Origin of the sequence: Sinorhizobium americanum (assembly GCF_001651855.1) — a bacterium.
Taxonomy (GTDB): Bacteria; Pseudomonadota; Alphaproteobacteria; order Rhizobiales; family Rhizobiaceae; genus Sinorhizobium; species Sinorhizobium americanum.
Genome location: NZ_LNQC01000076.1, coordinates 176,876 through 195,626 on the forward strand (window position 1 = coordinate 176,876; position 18,751 = coordinate 195,626).

Genomic DNA, 18,751 nt, shown 5'->3' on the forward strand with positions numbered 1-18,751 from the left:
CGTTGCGGCAGCATTCGCGCCGCGTTGCTAGACGGGTCAGCGAAGGGCACAGAGTTAGTTCAGGCCGGCCTTGTCGAGACCGTAGAGCTTGTCGGCGGAACCGGGCACGTTCTTGAAGGAGATGCTGGCGCGATTCCATGCGTTGATGACCATGATCGAGAACGTCAGGTCCGAGATTTCCTTCTCTGAAAGCTGGGCGCGCACCCGCTCATAGAGTTCGTCGGGGATGCCGCCTTCGGGCAGCCTCGTTACGGCTTCGGTCCAGGCAAGTGCGGCGCGCTCGCGCGGGATGAAAAGATTCGACTCCCGCCAGATTGCAATGTGGTAAAGACGCAACTCGCTTTCGCCGTGGATTTTAGCTTCCTTCACATGCATGTCGAGGCAAAATCCGCAGCCGTTTATCTGCGATGCGCGGATATTGACGAGATCGCGGATCGTCTGATCGATGACGCTGTCTTTCAGGGCCATGCTGAGTTCCGAGAGCTTCTTGAAAAGCTCCGGCGATTGCTGGGCGTAGTTCAGGCGCTGGGTCATTGTTTTCTCCTCTATTAAGGATATCTGATATCCTTATGGATGAAGGATATCCTTAATAGCTGGACAGTAAAGTCCTTGCCCCCTAAGTTGCCGACATAAGGCTTATGCGGGAAAGTATGGGGACGAGGATGGACATCGTATCCGCACTTAGAACCTTCCTCCGGGTCGCCGAGACCGGCTCGTTTTCCGCAGCCGCGGTCGATCTTAATCTGACGCAGCCGGCCGTCTCCCGACAGGTGTCGGCACTGGAAGCGCATTTGAACACCCGCCTTCTGCACCGCACGACAAGTGCAGTCGCCCTAACGGCCGAAGGCGAGCAGATCATTCCGATGGCGCTCAGGGTGGTCGAGGCGGTGGATGCGCTCGGCGACACCACCGGTGCCGACGGAATAATGGTTTCGGGAAAGGTACGGCTCACACTACCCGCGCCGCTCGGGCTTTATGTGAGCGACCGCCTCGCGACCCTTATTGCCGGCCATCCGGGGCTTGCCGTCGAAATAATCTTCCGAGAGGAGCCGTCGGATCTGGTCGGGGAAGGAATTGATCTCGAGGTGCGCCTGGGGCCGGTTGCGGACAACAGCCTGGTGTGCCGCCGGATCGGCTGGACGACTGCCTTCCTCGTCGCCGCGCCCTCCTACCTGAAAGGCCGAACGGCACCGCAAACGCCAGGCGATCTCACTGCCCATGAATGCATCTGCTACCGCCGGGCCGGCGACGGTCGTACCTGGTCGTTTTCCAACGGGGCGGACGAGATTGCCGCACGGATTGCACCCCGGTTGATTGCCAACAATGCGGTGGCCGTCCATCGCGCGACGCTGGCCGGCAGCGGCCTGGCGGTACTCTCCCATATCCTCGCTTGCCCGGACATCGAGGCGGGCAGGTTGGTGAATGTGATGCCGGACTTCCCGCCGACTCGTCTGCCGATCAATGTCGTCTATCCATCGCGCCGAAACATGCCGCTGCGCGTCAGGACCGTCCTCGACTTCCTGATCGAGGCCGTCCGCGAGGATCCTTTGATGGCGTCCTGATTGGCCGCGTGAAAGACGATGCGGGCCTACATCGCCCTGCCGTCCAGGCCGAAGGCGTGACAGGGGAGGCCAAAATGAACGGTGAGAGTGGTGCGCCCCAGGTTTTCGGTCTTCGAGACCGGCTGCGACGGGGCTCTATTGCGCCGCGATGTCGTTCGCTGCCGGCAGGTCATCGTTCGCGCCCGCTTTGACAAGCCCTTCGCGAATGTGCTGCGTGTCGGCTTTCTGAGCGTAGTGCAAGGTGGCGAGGAAGGATTCGAGGCCAAACTCGGGGGCGAGCGCCTGGACCTTTTTCATGTGCGCAGACGCGGCAATGTCGTCGCCGAGCCAGCCGTAGCAGGCAGCAACGAAAGCGTGCTGCACGTGGTCCATCGCCGAAAGGTGCATGAATGCCTCGATTGCTTCGCCATATTGGCGGGCGGCGAAAAACGCCTTTCCGAGGTGACTCCAGAACCGTTCCGGATGATGGGGATTGAGCCGCATTGCCTTGCGGATCCACTCGACCCCTTCTTCCGGTCGGCCGAGCCACGTCAGGAGCTCGCCCTGCTGGACCACCACAAGATCGTAGTTGGGATTGAGCGAAAGGGCACGCTCTTGGTGATAGCGGGCCGTCGTCAGTTCGTTGTTGTTGACGTTGACGGCAGCGAGAATGCGGTGCACATCGGCGTCGTTATCGTCGAGCGCCAGCGCTCGTTCGAGCTCGGCCACGATTTCGGCCCAGGTCGCCTCCTTGTCCTCGCACCAGCCATACACCCAGGCCTGTCCGAGAATGCAGGCCCGCCACGCGTGGGCATGCGCATAGCCGGGATCGAGCGTGAGTGCCCTGTCTATCAGAGCCTGGGCCTGCCGATTGTCCGCGGCGGTGCTCCTGTGATGGAGCACCTTGGCCGTGAGCGCACATTCGTAGGCGGCCATGTTCGCCGGCTTCGTGCGGGCGAGCTGGTCGCGTTGGGCCGCCTCGACACGCCCGGGGAGAGTCGCTGAGATCGCCGCCGTCACCTCGTCTTGAATCGCGAAAATATCGTCCAGCCTTCGGTCGTATTTGTCGGCCCAGACATGGGCATCGTTGATCGCGTCGATGAGCTGGACCGTCACGCGCACCCTGTCGCCGATCTTCCGGACGCTGCCTTCGACCATATATTGGGCCCCCAGTTTCTCGGCCACCTCCCGAGCGTTCACGGGCTGATTCTTGTAGACGAAACTCGAGTTGCGCGAGATGACGAAAAGCTCGTGACGGCGGGAGAGCTCGGTGATGATGTCCTCTGTCAAGCCGTCGGCGAAAAATTCCTGCTCGGGGTCGCCGCTCATATTGTCGAAGGGCAGCACGACGATCGCGGGCTTTGAGACCGCTCGCTTCGTACCCTTCTCGTCCGGCGGGGCCGGCAGGACGGAGCCCTCGATGCCGACTCGAAAGAGATGCACGGGACGGCTGATGTTCTTCAGCGTCTTCTCGCCCAGGTCCTCGAGAGAGACCTCGAGGCGGTCGGCAATCTGCGTCGCCACCGCAGCGGTGACGCAGATGCCACCCACGTCGGCGAGCTGTTCGATGCGGGCGGCGATGTTGACGCCATCGCCGAAGACGTCGTCGTCGTCGAAAATAACATCGCCGAGATTGATGCCGATCCTGAATTCGATCCGCCGATCCTGTGTCACGTCCGAATTGCGCCGCTTCATGCGCTGCTGGATTTCCACGGCGCATTTCACGGCGTCGGTCACGCTCTGGAATTCGACGAGCATGCCATCGCCCGTCGTCTTGATGATCCGGCCCTCGTTCTTGGCGATGGCGGGGTCGATCAACTCGATACGGTGCGTCCTGAGGCGGGCGATCGTTCCTGCTTCGTCGGCTTCCATCAGCCGACTATAGCCTGCCATATCGGCCGCCAGGATTGCGGCTAGTCTCTGTTTCATCGAGTTGCCACCGATCGCTGCTCGGGGTGATTCTAGCGCAGCCCGGTGCGATCGACTACCTTGAATTAGCGCCTTCTTAAGGTGCCCCATCGAAGAGCGGATTTCGACCCTTTTGCTGTATCGAGTAGTTGTATTGACTGACGCCTACATCGCCCTGCCGTCCGAGCCGAAGACGTGGCAGCGGGCGGGATCGAAATAGACCGAAAGATTGGCACCTCGCTCCACCTTCTGCTGGCCTTCGAGGGCGATGGTCAGCTGCTGGCTGTCGGGGGTGATGCCGTAGAGCATCGTCTCGCCGCCGAGATTTTCGACAAGCTCGACATTGACGGCTGCTAGCGCAATGCCGCTGTCGCGGGCGGAAAGGTGCTCGGGGCGAATGCCGAAGGTGACCTCTTGGCCGTGCGCCGCCCCATTGAGGCGGCGCGGCAGGCGGATCGTGCCGCCACAGACTTCGATTGCCGTTTCGTTTTCGCTGGCCGCACCGATCCGCGCCTTCAGGAAGTTCATTTTCGGGCTGCCGATGAAGCCGGCGACGAAGCGGTTGACCGGATTATTGTAGAGATCGAGCGGCGCGCCGACCTGCTCAATGCGGCCGGAATTCAGGACGACGATCTTGTCGGCCATGGTCATCGCTTCCACCTGGTCGTGGGTCACATAGATCATCGTGTTGCCGAGGTCGCGGTGAAGCCGGGAGATCTCGACGCGCATCTGGACGCGCAGTTCCGCGTCGAGGTTGGAAAGCGGCTCGTCGAAGAGAAAGATGCGCGGCTCGCGGACGATCGCCCGGCCGATGGCGACGCGCTGTCGCTGGCCACCGGAAAGCGCTTTCGGTTTGCGGTCAAGGAGCTTCTCGATCTGCAGGATCTCGGCGGCCCGCCGCACCTTCGGCTCGATATCGGCCTTCCTGTAGCCCGCCGTCTCGAGGCCGAAGGCAAGGTTCTTGTAGACCGACATATGCGGGTAGAGCGCATAGGACTGGAACACCATGGCGATACCGCGTTTGGCCGGCGCCACCTCGTTCATCCGGTCGTTGTCGAGCATCAGCGTGCCGCCGGAAATCTCCTCGAGCCCGGCGATCATCCGAAGCAAGGTGGACTTGCCGCAGCCGGACGGACCGACGAAGACGGCGAATTCGCCGGGATCGATGGTGAGGTCGATGCCGTGGATCACGTCGAGCGCGCCATAGCGTTTCTCGACCTTCTGAAGAACGACGCTGGTTGCCATTTCCAATTCCTCCCCTGCGCCTATCGCGTATTGGCGCGCCAATCGGCGTATTTCGGGCTCTCCGGTCCGATCGGCAGTGAAATCTCCCGCCCGGTATCCGCCGACTGATAGATCGCCGTCACCAGTTCCAGCGCCCGCCGGGCATCCTTCGTCGTCACCGGCAGCGGGGCCGCGCCGTTCAAATGGGCGTGGAAATGCGCCATCTGGGTGGTGAAGCGCGGCGACACCGGCTGCCAGTTGCCGATCACCTCGTCGATCTGAGATTGGACCGCCTCATTGGCGGCGATGATCTTCCAGGGGTCCTTGCCCGGCGTATAGGGTTCATGGCTGCTCTCGAAGGTGACGTTCTCGAAATGCAGCCGGAGCCGGCTGATCTGCTCCTGCGATCCGAGCGTGCAGGCGAGCGACACGAAGGCGCCGTTCTGCATCAGCAGGCTCGCCGAGGCGCAATCCTCGACCTCGATGTCGTTGACGCGGGTCGCGACGCGGCCGAATACCTTGGAGACCGGACCGAGGAGATGCAGCAGCATGTCATGCAGATGCAGCGCATGGGTGACCAGCACACCGCCAAGCTCGGTTGCCCATTTGCCGCGCCAGGGGACCGAATAATATTCGGGCTTGCGCAGCCAGAACGTCTCGACCGACCCGACATAGGGCTTGCCGGCAATGCCCGCCTCGATGATCCGCTTCGCCTTCTCAATGCCGTCGCCATAGCGATACTGGAAGATCGGCATCAGCACCCCCCGGGCGCGCTTTTCCGCTTCGATGATCTTGTCGACGCCGGCGAGCGAGCCGGTCAGCGGTTTCTCGCAGATGACGTGCTTGCCGGCGGCAAGCGCCGCGATCACCTGCTCAAGGTGAATGCCGGGCGGCGTGCAGATGTCGATGATGTCGATTGTTTCGTCGGTAAGCACGTCCTCGAAGGAGGTGGTGCGGCTCGCGATGCCGAATTCGTTGCCGAATTCGTTGAGGCGCTCTTCGTTGAGATCGCAGATGGCCTGGACGCGGAACTTGTCCGGATGCGGCAGGTAGCCCTCGATCATGTGCAATCGGCCGATGCCGCAGCCGATGATGGCGACTGTCTTTACGCTCATGTCAGTTCGTTTCCCGGTTCTGTTCTGCGATCGCCTGGGCGCGAAGCGCAAGTTCCATGGCCTTGAAGCAGCGCTGCTGCGGCATGGCGGTTTCGGTTCGGTCGCGGATGTCGTTGAGCAGCTGGCGGCCGAAGGGCAGGTCGACGGCCGAGCAGTCGATGTGCTCGACGCCGTTGCGATCGGCGAGGAAGAGGTGGTTTGCCCCTACGCGGCCGGCAAGATCGACCGTTTTGCGCACTTCGATCGTTCCGGTCGTGCCGACGATGAACAGCCGGCCGTCGCCCCAGGTCGGCATGCCGTCCGGGGTCAGCCAGTTCACATGGATCATGCCGGTGGCCGCGCCCGTCGATAGATGGATATTGCCGGAATCCTGCAGCTCCGGCTTGTCGGGAACGCTTCTGTTGTCGACGTTGGCCGAAAGGATGGCCGCGTCGTCGGCGCCGGTGAAGAACAGGAATTGTTCGCACTGATGCGAGGCGATGTCGGTAAGGATGCCGCCATAGTGCGACCGGCGGAAGAACCAGTCCGGCCGCGTATCGCGACGCAGCCGGTGCGGGCCGAGGCCGACGAGGTGCACGACATCGCCGATCGCGCCGGCGGCGACAAGCTCGCCGGCCCTGACCGTTGCCGGACTTTCGAAATGCTCCGAATAGAGGATCGAGTAAATCCGTCCGGTCTCCGCCTGGACGCGGCGCACCTTGGCGAGCTGGTCGAGGCTAGTCATGCCCGGCTTGTCGGTCAGCACGTCCTTGCCGTACTGCATGGCGCGGATTGCGAGTTCCGCCCGATCGGCCGAGACTGCGGCCGAAGTGATGAGACCGATGCTGTCATCCTCGAGGATCTCGTCGAGCGATGCAATGCGCGGTGCATCCTTGTAGATGCCCGCGAATTCCGCCGCCAGCGCATCGTCCGGCTCGTGGAAGCCGACGAGGCGGGCGCCGGCGCGGACGAGGCAATTCACCTGACCGTAGATATGGTTGTGGTTGAGGCCGACGGCCGCGAAACGCAATTCGGTCATGATGGTCTTTGATCTCCGTCGGTCAGCGTTTCATGCCGGTGGTGGCGATGCCTTCGATCAGCAGGCGCTGGAAGAACAGGAAGAAGAAGAACACCGGCACCAGCGACAGCGTCGACATGGCGAAGAGGCCGCCCCAGTCGGAGGTGCTGCTCGAGTCGACGAAGGTTCTTAAGCCCAGCTGGATCGTGTAGGTGTTCATGTCGTTCAGGTAGATCAGCGGCCCGAAGAAATCGTCCCAGGTCCAGATGAAGGAGAAGATCGCGGCGGTCGCCAGCACGGGGAGCGACAGCGGCAGCATGATCTTCCAGTAGATGCGCCAGGGGCCGCAGCCGTCCATCATCGCCGCCTCGTCGAGCTCGCGCGGAATGCCGCGGAAGAACTGCACCATCAGGAAGATGAAGAAGGCGTCGCTCGCCAGGAACTTCGGCACGACCAGCGGCAGGATGGTGTTGACCCAGCCGAGATCGAGGAACAGTACGTATTGAGGGATGAGGGTGACGTGATAGGGGATCATCATCGTCCCGAGCATCATCGCGAACCAGAAATTGCGGCCGGCAAACCGCAGCCGTGCGAAGGCGTAGGCCGCGAGCGAGCAGGCGACGACATTGCCGACGACCGTTAGAACGGCGATCACCACCGAATTCCAGGTGAACCGTCCGAAGCTGACGTCGAGCCCGAACCAGCCGCGGACATAGGAGGCAAAATCCACCGACGAGGGCCAGAGCGTCGCCGAGGAGAAGATCTCGTCCTCCGGCCGGATCGATGCCGAGACCATCCAGAGCAGCGGATAGAGCATGGCGATGGAGGCAGCGATCAGTCCGGCATGGATGAGCACGGATCCGAGCGGGCTCCGGCGGCCGGCCGGCGGAGGGGGCGGCGCGGTGATCGAGCTCATGGTCGCGTCAGTCATCGTAGTGCACCCAGTAGCGAGAGGTGAGGAACGAGAAGGCCGTGAACAGGCCGATGATCAGCACGAGGATCCAGGCGAGCGCCGAGGCATAGCCCATGCGGAAGTTCCCGAAGGCCTCCTGATAGAGATAGAGGGTGTAGAACAGCGTCGAGTTGATCGGCCCGCCGGTGCCGCCGGAGATGATGAAGGCGGGGGTGAAGGCCTTGAAGGCCTCGATCGTCTGCACCACGGCATTGAAGAAGATCACCGGCGTCAAGAGCGGCAGGGTGATCTTGTAGAACTGCCGGAACTTCGAAGCCCCGTCGAGACTTGCCGCCTCGTACATGTCGGTCGGGATTTGCCGCAGGCCTGCGAGGAAGATGATCATCGGCGAACCGAACTGCCAGACGCTCAGCACGACCAGCGTCCAGATCGAATAGTCCGGATGCGAGATCCAGCTTGGGCCTTCGATGCCGAACTGGGCGAGCAGGCTGTTGATCAGTCCGTCGCCGGCAAAGAGCTGCCGCCAGAGCACGGCGATCGCCACGCTGCCGCCGAGCAGCGACGGCAGGTAGAAGATGGCGCGATAGACGGTGAGACCTTTGACGCCGCGGTCGAGAAGGATGGCGACGAACAATGCGAAGGCCAGCTTGAAGGGGACCGACAACACCACATAGAGGAACGTCACCTTCAGCGAGGCGGCGAACTTCGGGTCGGCCGTGGCGATGCGGACGTAATTGGCCGTCCCGACCCACTCCGGAGAGCGGATCAGGTCGAAACTGGTGAAGGAGAGATAGAGCGAGGCGACGGCAGGCCCGAGCGTCAGCCCGAAGAAGCCGACGAGCCACGGCAACAGGAACATGTAGCCGGCGCCATGGTTTGTCCAGACGGCGGCGAAGCGGCCCTGTGCGGCGGGGCGCCCTCTGGCGCCCGCACCGACGGCTACGGCGGAATCCTGCACGGCAGCCATAGCCCTTACCCTCGCGACAGGATCTGCGTGACCTCGTTCACCAGCGTCTCGCCGCCCTGCTTCACATCGAGTTGGCCGAAGCCCACCTGTTCGGCGACGGTGCGGAGCGCCAGCTCAGCCTCGCCGGCGCCGGAAGGCGGCGGCGGCGGCAGGGCGCCGGCCAGCGGGCCGAGACCCGAGACGTAGTCGAGTGCGGCGCGGCCGAGCTCGTCGAGCGTCGGTGCCAGGCCCTCGCGGACGGCCTTCGATTCCGGCACGCCGCGCTCGACGCCGAGGACCTCGGCGGCCTTGGGGTTCGTGACGAAGAAGTTGACATATTTGGCGCCGAGCTCCGGGTCCTTGGTCTGTGCCGAGACCGAGAAGAACATCGACGGCTTGCGGTAGTGGCCGCCTTTCGCGTCCTTGCCGATCAGCGGGTGGTTCCTGAGCGTCAGCTTGTCCTTGTTGATGCCCTGATAGGCGACCAATTGGTTGGAGTGGGCGTAGGATGTCGCCGACTTTCCGAGCGACAGCGGGCTCGTCTCGGGATTGAATTGATCGAGCGCCTGGATATCCGGCGGCACGCAGGCCTTCGCCTCGCGCATCGCCGCCCACATGGCGAACCATTCGGCCGCGTCGTTGGCGTCATAGGCGATCTTGCCGTCGGCGGTGAACAGCGCCTTGCCGCGCTGGCGCAGCCAGTTTTCGAGGAGCGGCTCGACGCCGCTGCCGTCCGCCAGGCCGAAAAAGCCCTTGCGCTTGCCGGCCTTGGTGATCTCGGCGCCGATCTTCGCCATGTCGTCCCAGGTGGTGGACGGCGTCGGCAGCTCGATGCCGGCTTCCTGGAAGGCGACCGTATTGACCAGCATCGTTGCCGAATTGGCCCCGAGGCTGATGCCGTAGAGTTTGCCGTCGACGCTGCCGCCCTCGATCTGCACCTCGTCGAAATCCTCGACCTTCAGCACCGAGCCGAGATAATCGTTGAGGGGTGCCAGCGCGCCGCGGCGGGCATATTCGACGATATAGCGATAGTCCATCTGGATGATATCCGGCGCGTTGCGGCCGGCGACCTGGGTCGCAAGCCGGGGCCAGTAATCGCTCCAGCCGAGGAATTCGCCGTTGATGGCGACGCCCGGGTTCTGTTCCTGAAAGAGCTGGTTGACCTTGTTGGTGCGATCGGCGCGGGCCTGCGAGCCCCACCACAGCATTCTGAGCCGCGCTTCCTGAGAAAGCGCGCTTGATGCCAGCATGGAATATGAAAGAAGTGCCGCCCCTCCGGCGAGCACGTTGCGTCTGGTCATGCGCATTGTCATCGGTTCCTCCTCCCTCAGGAACGCCTCACAACGTTCCGTTCCCTGGTTTCGTTACGCCGTCCTCTTGCAACAAATAACTAATTGGTTACAAACTATGGACAAGCAATGAGCCTGTCAAGCAGTTGTGTGCGAAGGTATCATTATCTTGTAATATGTTTTTACAATGTCGCACCGATCGCCACGGCTGGCAAGAGGTGCCGGAGGTGGCGGAATGGACAAGGGTCAGGCGCAAGGGAAGGCGAAAAAGGCAGGCAATGGCGGACGGGCGGAGCGGGCCGGAAGTCGCGACCCGGAGCGCACGCGCGCCTCGATCCTCGCCGCCGCGACGGTGGAGTTCGCCGAGAATGGCATCGGCGGCGCCCGGGTCGATGCGATCGCCGAGCGGGCCGGCACCAACAAGCGCATGCTCTATCACTATTTCGGCGACAAGGAGCAACTCTACCTTGCCGTTCTGGAAGAGGCTTATATCGGCATTCGCACGGCCGAAAGATCGTTGAACTTGAGCGACTTGGCACCGGAGCAGGGGGTGGCGGAGCTTGCCATGTTCACCTGGAAATACTTCCGGGAGCACCCGGAATTCCTGAGCCTGCTCGGGACCGAGAACCTGCACGGGGCTCGCTGGCTGCGCCAGTCGACGCGGCTCAAGGAACTGCATTCGCACTTCATCGACAAGCTTGCCGAACTGCTCGACCGCGGCAAGGCGAAGGGTCTGTTCCGCGTCGATGCCGATCCCTTGAACGTCTATCTGACCATCGCCGCACTCGGCTATTTCTATCTCTCCAACCGACACACGCTCACGACGATTTTCGACCGCGACCTCATGGACGAGTCCAATCTCGAGGACTGGAGACGTCACATCGTCCAGGTGACTCTCGCCTCCATTCGCCGCTGAATCGCAGTCCTGTCGTTTTTAATGTTGACAACTGGGATTTCTCTCTGTCACAAAGTAACTGTTTAGTTACTGGCTTTGGGAGGGCTGGTCCACTCCCACGAGACCTGTCAGGGAGGAAGCCGCATGCCACGTTTGGGAATAATTCTGCACGGTGTCACGGGCCGGATGGGCTACAACCAGCACCTCGTGCGCTCGATACTGGCCATTCGCGATCAGGGCGGCATTGCGCTCAAATCCGGCGAGCGGCTGGAGGTCGATCCGATCATCGTCGGGCGCAACCGCGACAAGATGGAGCAACTGGCAAAGCGCCACAACATCGCCCGCTGGTCGACCGACCTCGACGCGGCGCTATCGGATCCGAACGACCAGATCTTCTTCGATGCCGGCACGACGCTGATGCGCGCCGAGCTGATCGGCAGGGCGCTCGATGCCGGCAAACATGTCTATTGCGAGAAGCCGATCTCCGATGATCTGAAAATCGCCGTCAAGCTGGCCCGGAAGGCGCGCGCTTCCGGACTGAAGCACGGGGTGGTGCAGGATAAATTATTCCTGCCCGGCCTGCGCAAGCTGGCGCTGCTCAAGGAGTCGGGCTTCTTCGGCAAGATTCTCTCGGTGCGCGGGGAGTTCGGCTACTGGGTGTTCGAGGGCGACTGGGGCGTGCCGGCCCAGCGGCCCTCCTGGAACTACCGCAAGAACGACGGCGGCGGCATCATTCTCGATATGCTCTGCCATTGGCGCTATGTGCTCGACAATCTCTTCGGCGAGGTCAAGGCCGTATCATGCCTTGGCGCCACCCACATCCCGAACCGCGTCGACGAGCAGGGCCGGACCTATGATTGCGATACGGACGATGCGGCCTATGCCACCTTCGAGCTCGAGGGCGGAGTGATCGCGCAGATCAACTCCTCCTGGGCCGTGCGTGTGCGCCGCGACGATCTCGTCACCTTCCAGGTCGACGGGACGCACGGTTCGGCCGTCGCCGGTCTGACAAAATGCTGGACCCAGCACCGCGTCAACACGCCGAAGCCGGTCTGGAACCCGGATCAGCCGCAGACCATCGATTTCTACAGGACCTGGGACGAGGTGCCCGACACGCAGATCTTCGACAACGGCTTCAAGGCGCAGTGGGAAATGTTCCTGCGCCACGTCGCCGAGGACGCCCCGTGGCCCTACGGGCTCGAGGCCGGCGCCAAGGGCGTGCAACTCGCCGAGATGGGACTGAAGTCCTGGGAAGAGCGCCGCTGGCTCGACGTTCCGGAATTGGAGTTCTAAGCCATGGCGAGCATCGATCTTCCCCTTGAGGGCAGGCTTGTCCGCTACGAGCTCACCGGCCGGTCGGTTCCGTTGAGGAAGCGGGAGGCGGCCGCTTTCCCACGCGTCGCCTTCGCGGCGGCGCATGTTGTCGCCGATCCGCTCGCCGACAACGATCCGTGGCTTAAACCCGCGATCGATTGGGAGCGGACGCTCGCCTTCCGCCACCGGCTCTGGGACCTCGGCCTCGGGGTCGCCGAAGCGATGGACACGGCCCAGCGCGGCATGGGACTTGGCTGGCCGGAGGCCCGCGAGCTCATCCGCCGGGCGCTTGCAGAAGCGCGCGATCGCCCGGGTGCGCTGATTGCATGCGGTGCCGGCACAGACCATCTGGCGCCGGGCCCGGAGGTGACGATCGACGCCATCCTCGAGGCCTATGAGAGCCAGATCGAGACGATCGAAGCCGAAGGCGGACGGATCATCCTGATGGCGAGCCGGGCGCTCGCCGCGGCCGCCAGGAGCCCGGACGACTATGTCCGCGTCTATGACCGGGTGCTCTCGCAGGTGAAGCAGCCGGTGATCATCCATTGGCTCGGCGAGATGTTCGACCCGGCGCTTCAAGGCTATTGGGGCAATGCCGACCACATGGAGGCGATGAAGACCTGCCTCAAGGTCATCGAGGCGCATGCCGCAAAGGTCGACGGCATCAAGATCTCGCTGCTTTCCAAGGAGAAGGAGATCGCCATGCGCCGGCAATTGCCAAAGGGCGTGCGCATGTATACCGGCGACGACTTCAACTATGCCGAACTGATCGCCGGCGACGAACAGGGCCATTCCGACGCGCTGCTCGGCATCTTTGACGCGATCGCGCCGGTGGCTTCGGCGGCGCTGGAGGCGCTCGGCGAGGGGCGGAACGGCGCGTTCTTCGAACTGCTCGAGCCGACCGTGCCGCTGTCGCGGCATATCTTCAAGGCGCCGACGCGCTTCTACAAGACCGGCGTCGTCTTCCTCGCCTATCTCAACGGCTTGCAGGATCATTTCGCGATGATCGGCGGCCAGCAGAGCGCCCGGTCGCTGGCTCATCTCTCCGAACTGTTCCGACTGGCGGACAGGGCAGGCGCGCTCGCCAATCCGGAACTGGCGGTCGCGCGCATGAAGCGCGTGCTTGCCGTTCACGGCATCGACTGAGGCGGCCATGAGCGAAGCTCCTCGCATCAGGCTCGTCGAGGCGGAGGTCTTCGAGCGGCCCGTCGACTTCCGCTTTCCCTTCCGCTTCGGGGCGGCGCGTGTCGATAACGCGCCGCAGGTTTTCGTTCGGGTGCGGATCGAGGATGAACGCGGCCGCTCGGGCACCGGCTGGTCGGCCGAAATGATGATGCCGAGATGGTTCGACAAGAATCCGGAATTGTCGCCCGGAGACAATGTCGAGCAGCTCCGCATCTCGCTTCGCCTGGCGATCGGCGGGTTGCGGTCGCTGAAGGCTGATACGGCATTCGGCTTGCATACCGCCGCGGAGGCGGACCATCACCGGAATGCGGCGCGGCGCGGCCTGCCGGCGTTGGTCGCCTCTTACGGGCTGGCGCTTGTTGACCGCGCCATCATCGATGCAATGTGCCGCATGAACGGCGTCAGCGCCGCAGAGGCAGTCACGCGCAATCTGCTCGGGATATCCGACGCCACCGCGCCCGATCTCGCCGGCTTCGATCTCGCCCGCTTCCTGTCGCGCATGGCGCCTTCGCCGACGCTGGCCGTCCGCCACACGATCGGCCTTGCGGATGTCTTGCGTGCGGTCGACCTGGAGCCGGGGCAGCGGCTCGATGACGGACTGCCGCAGACGCTGGACGAGGTGATCGCCGCCTATCGCCACCGATGGTTCAAGATCAAGGTTTCCGGCCGTCCCGCCGAAGATTGCGAGCGTCTCGTCGCGATCGCCGCGGTGCTCGATCGCATTGACGAAACCTATCGGGTGACGCTCGACGGCAATGAGCAGTTCGAAAGCGGCGCAGTGGTCGCCGACCTTCTCGACCGGATCGAGAAGGAGCCGCGCCTGCAAGGATTGCGGGCATCCGTGCTGTTCTTCGAGCAGCCGATCGCGCGCGCCGAGGCGCTGTCGAAACCGGTTGTGACGCTTGCCGAGCGCTTGCCGCTCGAGATCGACGAGTCCGATGGCGATGTCGGGTCCTTTTTGCGTGCCCGCGAGCTCGGCTATTCCGGCATTTCGTCAAAATCCTGCAAAGGCTTTTATCGCTCGCTGATCAATCGCGCCCGCGTCGAGAAATGGAATGGCGATGCCGGGAACAGCCGGTACTTCATGTCCGCCGAGGACCTGACGACGCAGGCCGGTCTTGGCCTTCAACAGGATCTCGTGCTGGCAGCGCTCATCGGCGCCGGGCATATCGAGCGCAACGGCCATCACTATGTCGACGGCATGGGGCGAGCGCCGGAGGCGGAGCAGGCCGCCTATCTTGCGGCCCATGGCGAGCTTTACGAAAGCGCCGCCGGACCGGCGCGTCTCGCCATCCGAAACGGCGAAATCACCTTTGCATCCGTCTTGCGGGCGGCCGGCCTCGGCTCCTCGGTCGAGCCGGACTGGGCGTCGATGGCGGTGGGTTCATGAGAAACGGGAGGAGAACACATGCAGGTCGAGGGTCTTTCGATCAATCTGGCGACGATCCGCGAACAATGCGGCTTTGCCGAGGCCGTGGATGTTTGCCTGAAGCACGGCATCACCGCGATTGCGCCGTGGCGCGATCAGGTGGCGGCGATCGGTCTCGATGAAGCCGCCCGGATCGTCCATTCGAACGGCTTGAAGCTGACGGGCCTCTGCCGCGGCGGCTTCTTTCCGGCGGCGGATGCCCTGGGCCGCGAAAAGGCGCTCGACGACAACAGGCGCGCGATCGACGAGGCGGCGGCGCTCGGTGCGGACTGCCTCGTCCTCGTCGTCGGCGGCCTTCCCGACGGATCGAAGGACATTGATCGGGCGCGCCGCATGGTCGAGGAGGGCATCGCCGCCGTCCTGCCGCATGCACGCGCGGCGCAAGTGCCGCTGGCGATCGAACCGCTCCACCCGATGTATGCGGCCGACCGGGCCTGCGTGAACACACTCGGCCAGGCGCTCGACATCTGCGAGGCGCTGGGCGCGGGCGTCGGTGTCGCGATCGACGTCTACCATGTCTGGTGGGATCCGGATCTCGCCAAGCAGATCGCCCGGGCGGGCCGGATGAAGGCGATCCTCGCACATCACATCTGCGACTGGCTGGTGCCGACGAAGGACATGCTCACCGATCGCGGCATGATGGGTGACGGCGTCATCGACCTCAAGGGAATCCGCGGCATGATCGAGGCGGCGGGCTTCCTTGGAGCCCAGGAGGTCGAAATCTTCTCCGCCGACAACTGGTGGAAGCGTCCGGCCGAGGAGGTGATCGCCACCTGCGTCGAACGCTTCCGAAGCTGCTGCTGAGAAGGGCGAACTCGGATATGCGTCTTACAAGCAGGAGGCGGATTTCCGGGTTTCTTGGTTGACTTTCGCTGATAACGGCCCGCTAGCATGTATTCTAAATTTACATGTTGTTCTTCCTGCCGCCGGTCGCGCGGCGCCACTCCAGACAGGATTGCGTGAGAGATGATGGATGACAAACGTCGTTTTGCGCTGGTCGGCACCGGCAATCGTGGCACCACCATGTGGGGGAGGGATCTTCTCGCCGGCTGGCGCGGTTTCGTCGATCTCGTCGCCATAGCCGATACCAATGCGCTGCGGGCGGAGCGTGCCCGCACGATGATCGCCAGCAATGCGCCGATCTATGGCAATGTCGACGCTATGCTGACTGAGACGCGGCCGGACCTGGTGATCGTCTGCACCCCGGACGACACCCATGACGACATCGTCGTCAAGGCGCTCGAATCCGGCGCCGACGTCATCACCGAGAAGCCGATGGCGACGACCGTCGAAAAGATCCGCCGCATTCTCGATGCGGAGGAGCGCACCGGGCAGCGTGTGGATGTCTCCTTCAACTACCGCTTCGCGCCGACGGCGGCGCGCATCAAGGAACTCATCAATGCTGACGAAATCGGCCGCGTCACCTCGGTCGACTTCCACTGGTATCTCGACACCCGCCACGGCGCCGACTATTTCCGCCGCTGGCATGCCTATGCGGACCGCTCCGGCAGCCTCTTCGTCCACAAGGCGACGCATCACTTCGACCTTTTGAACTGGTATCTCGACAGCGAGCCGGACACGGTCAGCGCCTTTGCCGAGTTGCAGATGTACGGCCGCAAGGGGCCGTTCCGCGGCCCGCGCTGCAAGCTCTGTCCGCACAAGAAAAGCTGCGACTTCTATCTCGATATCGGCGCCGATCCGTTCCTCGACGCACTCTACGAGCAGCCGTCGGAAATCGACGGCTATTTCCGCGACGGCTGCGTCTTCCGCGAGGATATCGACATTCCGGACACGATGGTCGCCAATATTCGCTACCACAACGACGTCCATGTCTCCTATTCGCTGAACACCTTCCAGCCGATCGAGGGCCACCACATCGCCTTCAACGGAACGAAGGGACGGATCGAACTGCGCCAATACGAGGATCAGCCCTGGGAGACGCCGCCCGAGGACGTCATCCTGCTCGTCCGCAATTTCCCGAAGGGTCAGCCGCCCGTCGAGCGCATCAAAGTGCCGCATTCCTCGGGCGGCCACTATGGTGGCGACGACCGCATGCGCAATATGATCTTCAAGCCCGGCATCGCCGACCCGCTCGGACAGCGAGCCGGCGCCCGGGCGGGGGCGCTATCGGTTCTCTGCGGTATCGCCGCGCTGGAAAGCTCGCGCAGCGGGACACAGGTACGGCTGGCCGATCTTATGCCGGATCTCTTCGAGGAGCGGTCCGTTGCGCGGTTCGCGGCGCAATCCTCGGCCTCCGCCGGACGCCGATAACGTCGGACTGGAGAGCTTCCGCTTCGTTTCGTCATTACAAAAGCGTAACTTCGCTCCGAGACCGGATTACGCTATCGGTCGGCTCGCACCTCGACCTCGTAAACGGAGCGCTCCGATGCCGATGAAACGAAGAACGATCATTCTCGGCGGCGGCGCCCTTGTTGCGGGATCCGGGATCGCCTTCATGGCCCGCAGCCGCGGCGGGGAGCCGATCTCCCTCCAGAGTTTTGATTGGAAGGCGTCGGACTTCCGGGCGGGCGGCACGGCGGGGATCAATGGTGTCTTGCCGGAGCCGATCTTCCGGGCCGAGCCGCAATGCATCGCGACGCTCGCCCAGACGCTCGGCCCCTGCCACACAAACGACGTGCCGATCCGCAGCGACGTCACCGAGGGCGTGACGGGATTGCCGACCCGCATCAGCCTTCGCCTTGCCGAGGCGTCGACCTGCAAGCCTGTCGAGGGAGCGGATGTCGAGATATGGCATGCGGATGCGCGCGGCGTCTATTCGGGCGAGGCGGCGACGATGTGCAATGCCGACGATGCCGAGGCCAGAGCCACCAGCTTCCTGCGCGGCCGGCAGGTCAGCGATGCCAATGGCGTCGTCAGCTTCCTCACCGTTTATCCCGGCTGGTATCCGAGCCGTGCCGTCCATATTCATCTGCGCATTCTGCTCGGCGACCGCGAATTGCTCGTCAGCCAGCTTCTCTTCGACGACGCCTTGAGCGATCTCGTCTATCAGGGGCATCCGGACTATGCGGCGCGGCCGGTGCGCGCCACCATGAACGGCGGTGATACGGTGTTCGCCTCGAGCGATGCCGCTCGGTTCATCTTCGATTTCGAGAAGCTCGATACCGGCGTGCTGCAGGCAAGCTATACGATCGGCGTTGCGGCCTGATCCCGCTGCTTCACCCGCTGAAAGAAGCCCGCGAGCCAAGCTCGGCGAGATCGGGGCGACTGGAACGCTTTTGATCCTTGCTTTGTGCCTGTCGTTGTCCCAAAACCGCTGCACAGTTTGGCGACAAGCATTCGAAAAGGACCTGACGTCGATGAACGATCCCGTCGATATTGTCATCTACCACAATCCAGCCTGCGGCACCTCGCGCAACACGCTCGCGATGATCCGCAACGCCGGCATCGAACCGCAGGTGATCGAATATCTGAAGACGCCGCCAAGCCGTGCGGAACTTCAGCAGCTGATCGCACGCATGGGCATTTCGACGCGGGAGCTGTTGCGGGAGAAGGGGACACCCTATGCCGAGCTCGGCCTTTCGGATACGAGCCTGACCGACGACCAGCTTCTCGATGCGATGCTCGCGCATCCGATCCTGATCAACCGGCCGATCGTCGTTTCGCCGCTCGGGGTAAAACTGTGCCGTCCGTCGGAGACGGTGCTGGATATCCTGCCCCAAGAACAGCAGGGCGCCTTCGCGAAGGAGGACGGCGAAAAGGTCGTCGATGCGAGCGGCCGCCGCGTCTAAAGCGCGCCGCGTTCAAGCGTACTCACGCGACGCGCCTAGGTCATGGTTTCTGTGCATGTCGCATCCCAAACCGCCGCAACTTTTGGGCGACATGCAGGAGAGTAGGGTGCTCACATGCATTCGTGCCGCCCCTCTATCTCTTTCTTCTTGCCGCATTTCTGCGAAGCGGGAGAGGGCGAGTCGCCCGTTTCTCGCGCAATCGCTCAAGTTGTAAGTATTTTCTGCACGGCGACTTAAAGCCTCGCC

The 18,751-nt window shown here is 63.2% G+C and carries 17 protein-coding genes; 9 read left to right on the forward strand and 8 right to left on the reverse strand.

Annotation, left to right across the window (positions count from 1 at the left end; genetic code table 11):
• Positions 1-54: 54 nt before the first annotated feature.
• Positions 55-534, reverse strand: coding sequence for a carboxymuconolactone decarboxylase family protein (locus ATC00_RS24935; RefSeq protein WP_064254815.1), 480 nt, complete (start codon positions 532-534; stop codon positions 55-57).
• Positions 535-662: 128 nt separating this feature from the next.
• Here ATC00_RS24935 and ATC00_RS24940 point away from each other — a divergent pair, with 128 nt between their 5' ends.
• A complete protein-coding gene (locus ATC00_RS24940; RefSeq protein WP_064254816.1) occupies positions 663-1,562 on the forward strand; it encodes a LysR family transcriptional regulator in 900 nt (299 codons plus the stop codon).
• Between the two features lie 135 nt (positions 1,563-1,697).
• Here ATC00_RS24940 and ATC00_RS24945 read toward each other — a convergent pair whose 3' ends face one another.
• The 7 genes from ATC00_RS24945 to ATC00_RS24975 form a co-directional block, all read right to left on the reverse strand.
• Positions 1,698-3,470: an adenylate/guanylate cyclase domain-containing protein gene (locus ATC00_RS24945; protein ID WP_064254817.1), complete on the reverse strand. Its 1,773-nt coding sequence runs from the start codon at positions 3,468-3,470 to the stop codon at positions 1,698-1,700.
• A gap of 144 nt (positions 3,471-3,614) precedes the next feature.
• A complete protein-coding gene (locus tag ATC00_RS24950) occupies positions 3,615-4,694 on the reverse strand; it encodes an ABC transporter ATP-binding protein (protein ID WP_064254818.1) in 1,080 nt (359 codons plus the stop codon).
• A gap of 20 nt (positions 4,695-4,714) precedes the next feature.
• Positions 4,715-5,788, reverse strand: coding sequence for a Gfo/Idh/MocA family protein (locus ATC00_RS24955; protein WP_064254819.1), 1,074 nt, complete (start codon positions 5,786-5,788; stop codon positions 4,715-4,717).
• 1 nt (position 5,789) lies between these two features.
• A complete protein-coding gene (locus ATC00_RS24960; RefSeq protein ID WP_064254820.1) occupies positions 5,790-6,806 on the reverse strand; it encodes a Gfo/Idh/MocA family protein in 1,017 nt (338 codons plus the stop codon).
• 22 nt (positions 6,807-6,828) lie between these two features.
• The gene (locus ATC00_RS24965) at positions 6,829-7,716 is read right to left on the reverse strand and encodes a carbohydrate ABC transporter permease (protein WP_037380368.1); all 888 of its coding nucleotides are present in this window, start codon (positions 7,714-7,716) and stop codon (positions 6,829-6,831) included.
• Positions 7,709-8,665 carry a carbohydrate ABC transporter permease gene (locus ATC00_RS24970; RefSeq protein WP_037380364.1) on the reverse strand — a complete coding sequence of 319 codons (957 nt, stop codon included), beginning with the start codon at positions 8,663-8,665 and terminating at the stop codon, positions 7,709-7,711. Before ATC00_RS24970 ends, ATC00_RS24965 begins: the two co-directional genes overlap by 8 nt.
• 5 nt (positions 8,666-8,670) lie before the next feature.
• Positions 8,671-9,957, reverse strand: coding sequence for an ABC transporter substrate-binding protein (locus ATC00_RS24975; protein ID WP_064254821.1), 1,287 nt, complete (start codon positions 9,955-9,957; stop codon positions 8,671-8,673).
• A gap of 211 nt (positions 9,958-10,168) precedes the next feature.
• Between ATC00_RS24975 and ATC00_RS24980 the strand changes: the two genes are divergently transcribed.
• The 8 genes from ATC00_RS24980 to arsC all read left to right on the forward strand — a co-directional run bounded on the left by ATC00_RS24980 (position 10,169) and on the right by arsC (position 18,505).
• Positions 10,169-10,849, forward strand: coding sequence for a TetR family transcriptional regulator (locus tag ATC00_RS24980; protein ID WP_064254822.1), 681 nt, complete (start codon positions 10,169-10,171; stop codon positions 10,847-10,849).
• Positions 10,850-10,972: 123 nt separating this feature from the next.
• Positions 10,973-12,121: a Gfo/Idh/MocA family protein gene (locus tag ATC00_RS24985; RefSeq protein WP_064254823.1), complete on the forward strand. Its 1,149-nt coding sequence runs from the start codon at positions 10,973-10,975 to the stop codon at positions 12,119-12,121.
• 3 nt (positions 12,122-12,124) lie between these two features.
• Positions 12,125-13,288, forward strand: a complete 1,164-nt coding sequence (locus tag ATC00_RS24990; protein ID WP_064254824.1) for a dihydrodipicolinate synthase family protein — start codon at positions 12,125-12,127, stop codon at positions 13,286-13,288.
• Between the two features lie 7 nt (positions 13,289-13,295).
• Positions 13,296-14,717 (forward strand): enolase-like domain-containing protein, encoded by a 1,422-nt coding sequence (locus ATC00_RS24995; protein ID WP_064254825.1) that lies wholly within the window; start codon positions 13,296-13,298, stop codon positions 14,715-14,717.
• Between the two features lie 18 nt (positions 14,718-14,735).
• The gene (locus tag ATC00_RS25000; protein WP_064254826.1) at positions 14,736-15,560 is read left to right on the forward strand and encodes a sugar phosphate isomerase/epimerase family protein; all 825 of its coding nucleotides are present in this window, start codon (positions 14,736-14,738) and stop codon (positions 15,558-15,560) included.
• Between the two features lie 162 nt (positions 15,561-15,722).
• The gene (locus ATC00_RS25005) at positions 15,723-17,027 is read left to right on the forward strand and encodes a Gfo/Idh/MocA family protein (protein WP_082912549.1); all 1,305 of its coding nucleotides are present in this window, start codon (positions 15,723-15,725) and stop codon (positions 17,025-17,027) included.
• A gap of 121 nt (positions 17,028-17,148) precedes the next feature.
• Complete coding sequence (locus ATC00_RS25010; RefSeq protein ID WP_064254958.1) at positions 17,149-17,922, forward strand: intradiol ring-cleavage dioxygenase; 774 nt, start codon at positions 17,149-17,151, stop codon at positions 17,920-17,922.
• A gap of 151 nt (positions 17,923-18,073) precedes the next feature.
• Positions 18,074-18,505: an arsenate reductase (glutaredoxin) gene (gene arsC, locus ATC00_RS25015; RefSeq protein ID WP_064254828.1), complete on the forward strand. Its 432-nt coding sequence runs from the start codon at positions 18,074-18,076 to the stop codon at positions 18,503-18,505.
• Positions 18,506-18,751 lie beyond the last annotated feature (246 nt).

Coding starts and splice junctions, on each gene's coding strand:
- ATC00_RS24935 (WP_064254815.1), bottom strand. CDS start 534: ATGACCCAGCGCCTGAACTACGCCCAGCAATCGCCGGAGCTTTTCAAG.
- ATC00_RS24940 (WP_064254816.1), top strand. CDS start 663: ATGGACATCGTATCCGCACTTAGAACCTTCCTCCGGGTCGCCGAGACC.
- ATC00_RS24945 (WP_064254817.1), bottom strand. CDS start 3,470: ATGAAACAGAGACTAGCCGCAATCCTGGCGGCCGATATGGCAGGCTAT.
- ATC00_RS24950 (WP_064254818.1), bottom strand. CDS start 4,694: ATGGCAACCAGCGTCGTTCTTCAGAAGGTCGAGAAACGCTATGGCGCG.
- ATC00_RS24955 (WP_064254819.1), bottom strand. CDS start 5,788: ATGAGCGTAAAGACAGTCGCCATCATCGGCTGCGGCATCGGCCGATTG.
- ATC00_RS24960 (WP_064254820.1), bottom strand. CDS start 6,806: ATGACCGAATTGCGTTTCGCGGCCGTCGGCCTCAACCACAACCATATC.
- ATC00_RS24965 (WP_037380368.1), bottom strand. CDS start 7,716: ATGACTGACGCGACCATGAGCTCGATCACCGCGCCGCCCCCTCCGCCG.
- ATC00_RS24970 (WP_037380364.1), bottom strand. CDS start 8,665: ATGGCTGCCGTGCAGGATTCCGCCGTAGCCGTCGGTGCGGGCGCCAGA.
- ATC00_RS24975 (WP_064254821.1), bottom strand. CDS start 9,957: ATGACAATGCGCATGACCAGACGCAACGTGCTCGCCGGAGGGGCGGCA.
- ATC00_RS24980 (WP_064254822.1), top strand. CDS start 10,169: ATGGACAAGGGTCAGGCGCAAGGGAAGGCGAAAAAGGCAGGCAATGGC.
- ATC00_RS24985 (WP_064254823.1), top strand. CDS start 10,973: ATGCCACGTTTGGGAATAATTCTGCACGGTGTCACGGGCCGGATGGGC.
- ATC00_RS24990 (WP_064254824.1), top strand. CDS start 12,125: ATGGCGAGCATCGATCTTCCCCTTGAGGGCAGGCTTGTCCGCTACGAG.
- ATC00_RS24995 (WP_064254825.1), top strand. CDS start 13,296: ATGAGCGAAGCTCCTCGCATCAGGCTCGTCGAGGCGGAGGTCTTCGAG.
- ATC00_RS25000 (WP_064254826.1), top strand. CDS start 14,736: ATGCAGGTCGAGGGTCTTTCGATCAATCTGGCGACGATCCGCGAACAA.
- ATC00_RS25005 (WP_082912549.1), top strand. CDS start 15,723: ATGATGGATGACAAACGTCGTTTTGCGCTGGTCGGCACCGGCAATCGT.
- ATC00_RS25010 (WP_064254958.1), top strand. CDS start 17,149: ATGAAACGAAGAACGATCATTCTCGGCGGCGGCGCCCTTGTTGCGGGA.
- arsC (WP_064254828.1), top strand. CDS start 18,074: ATGAACGATCCCGTCGATATTGTCATCTACCACAATCCAGCCTGCGGC.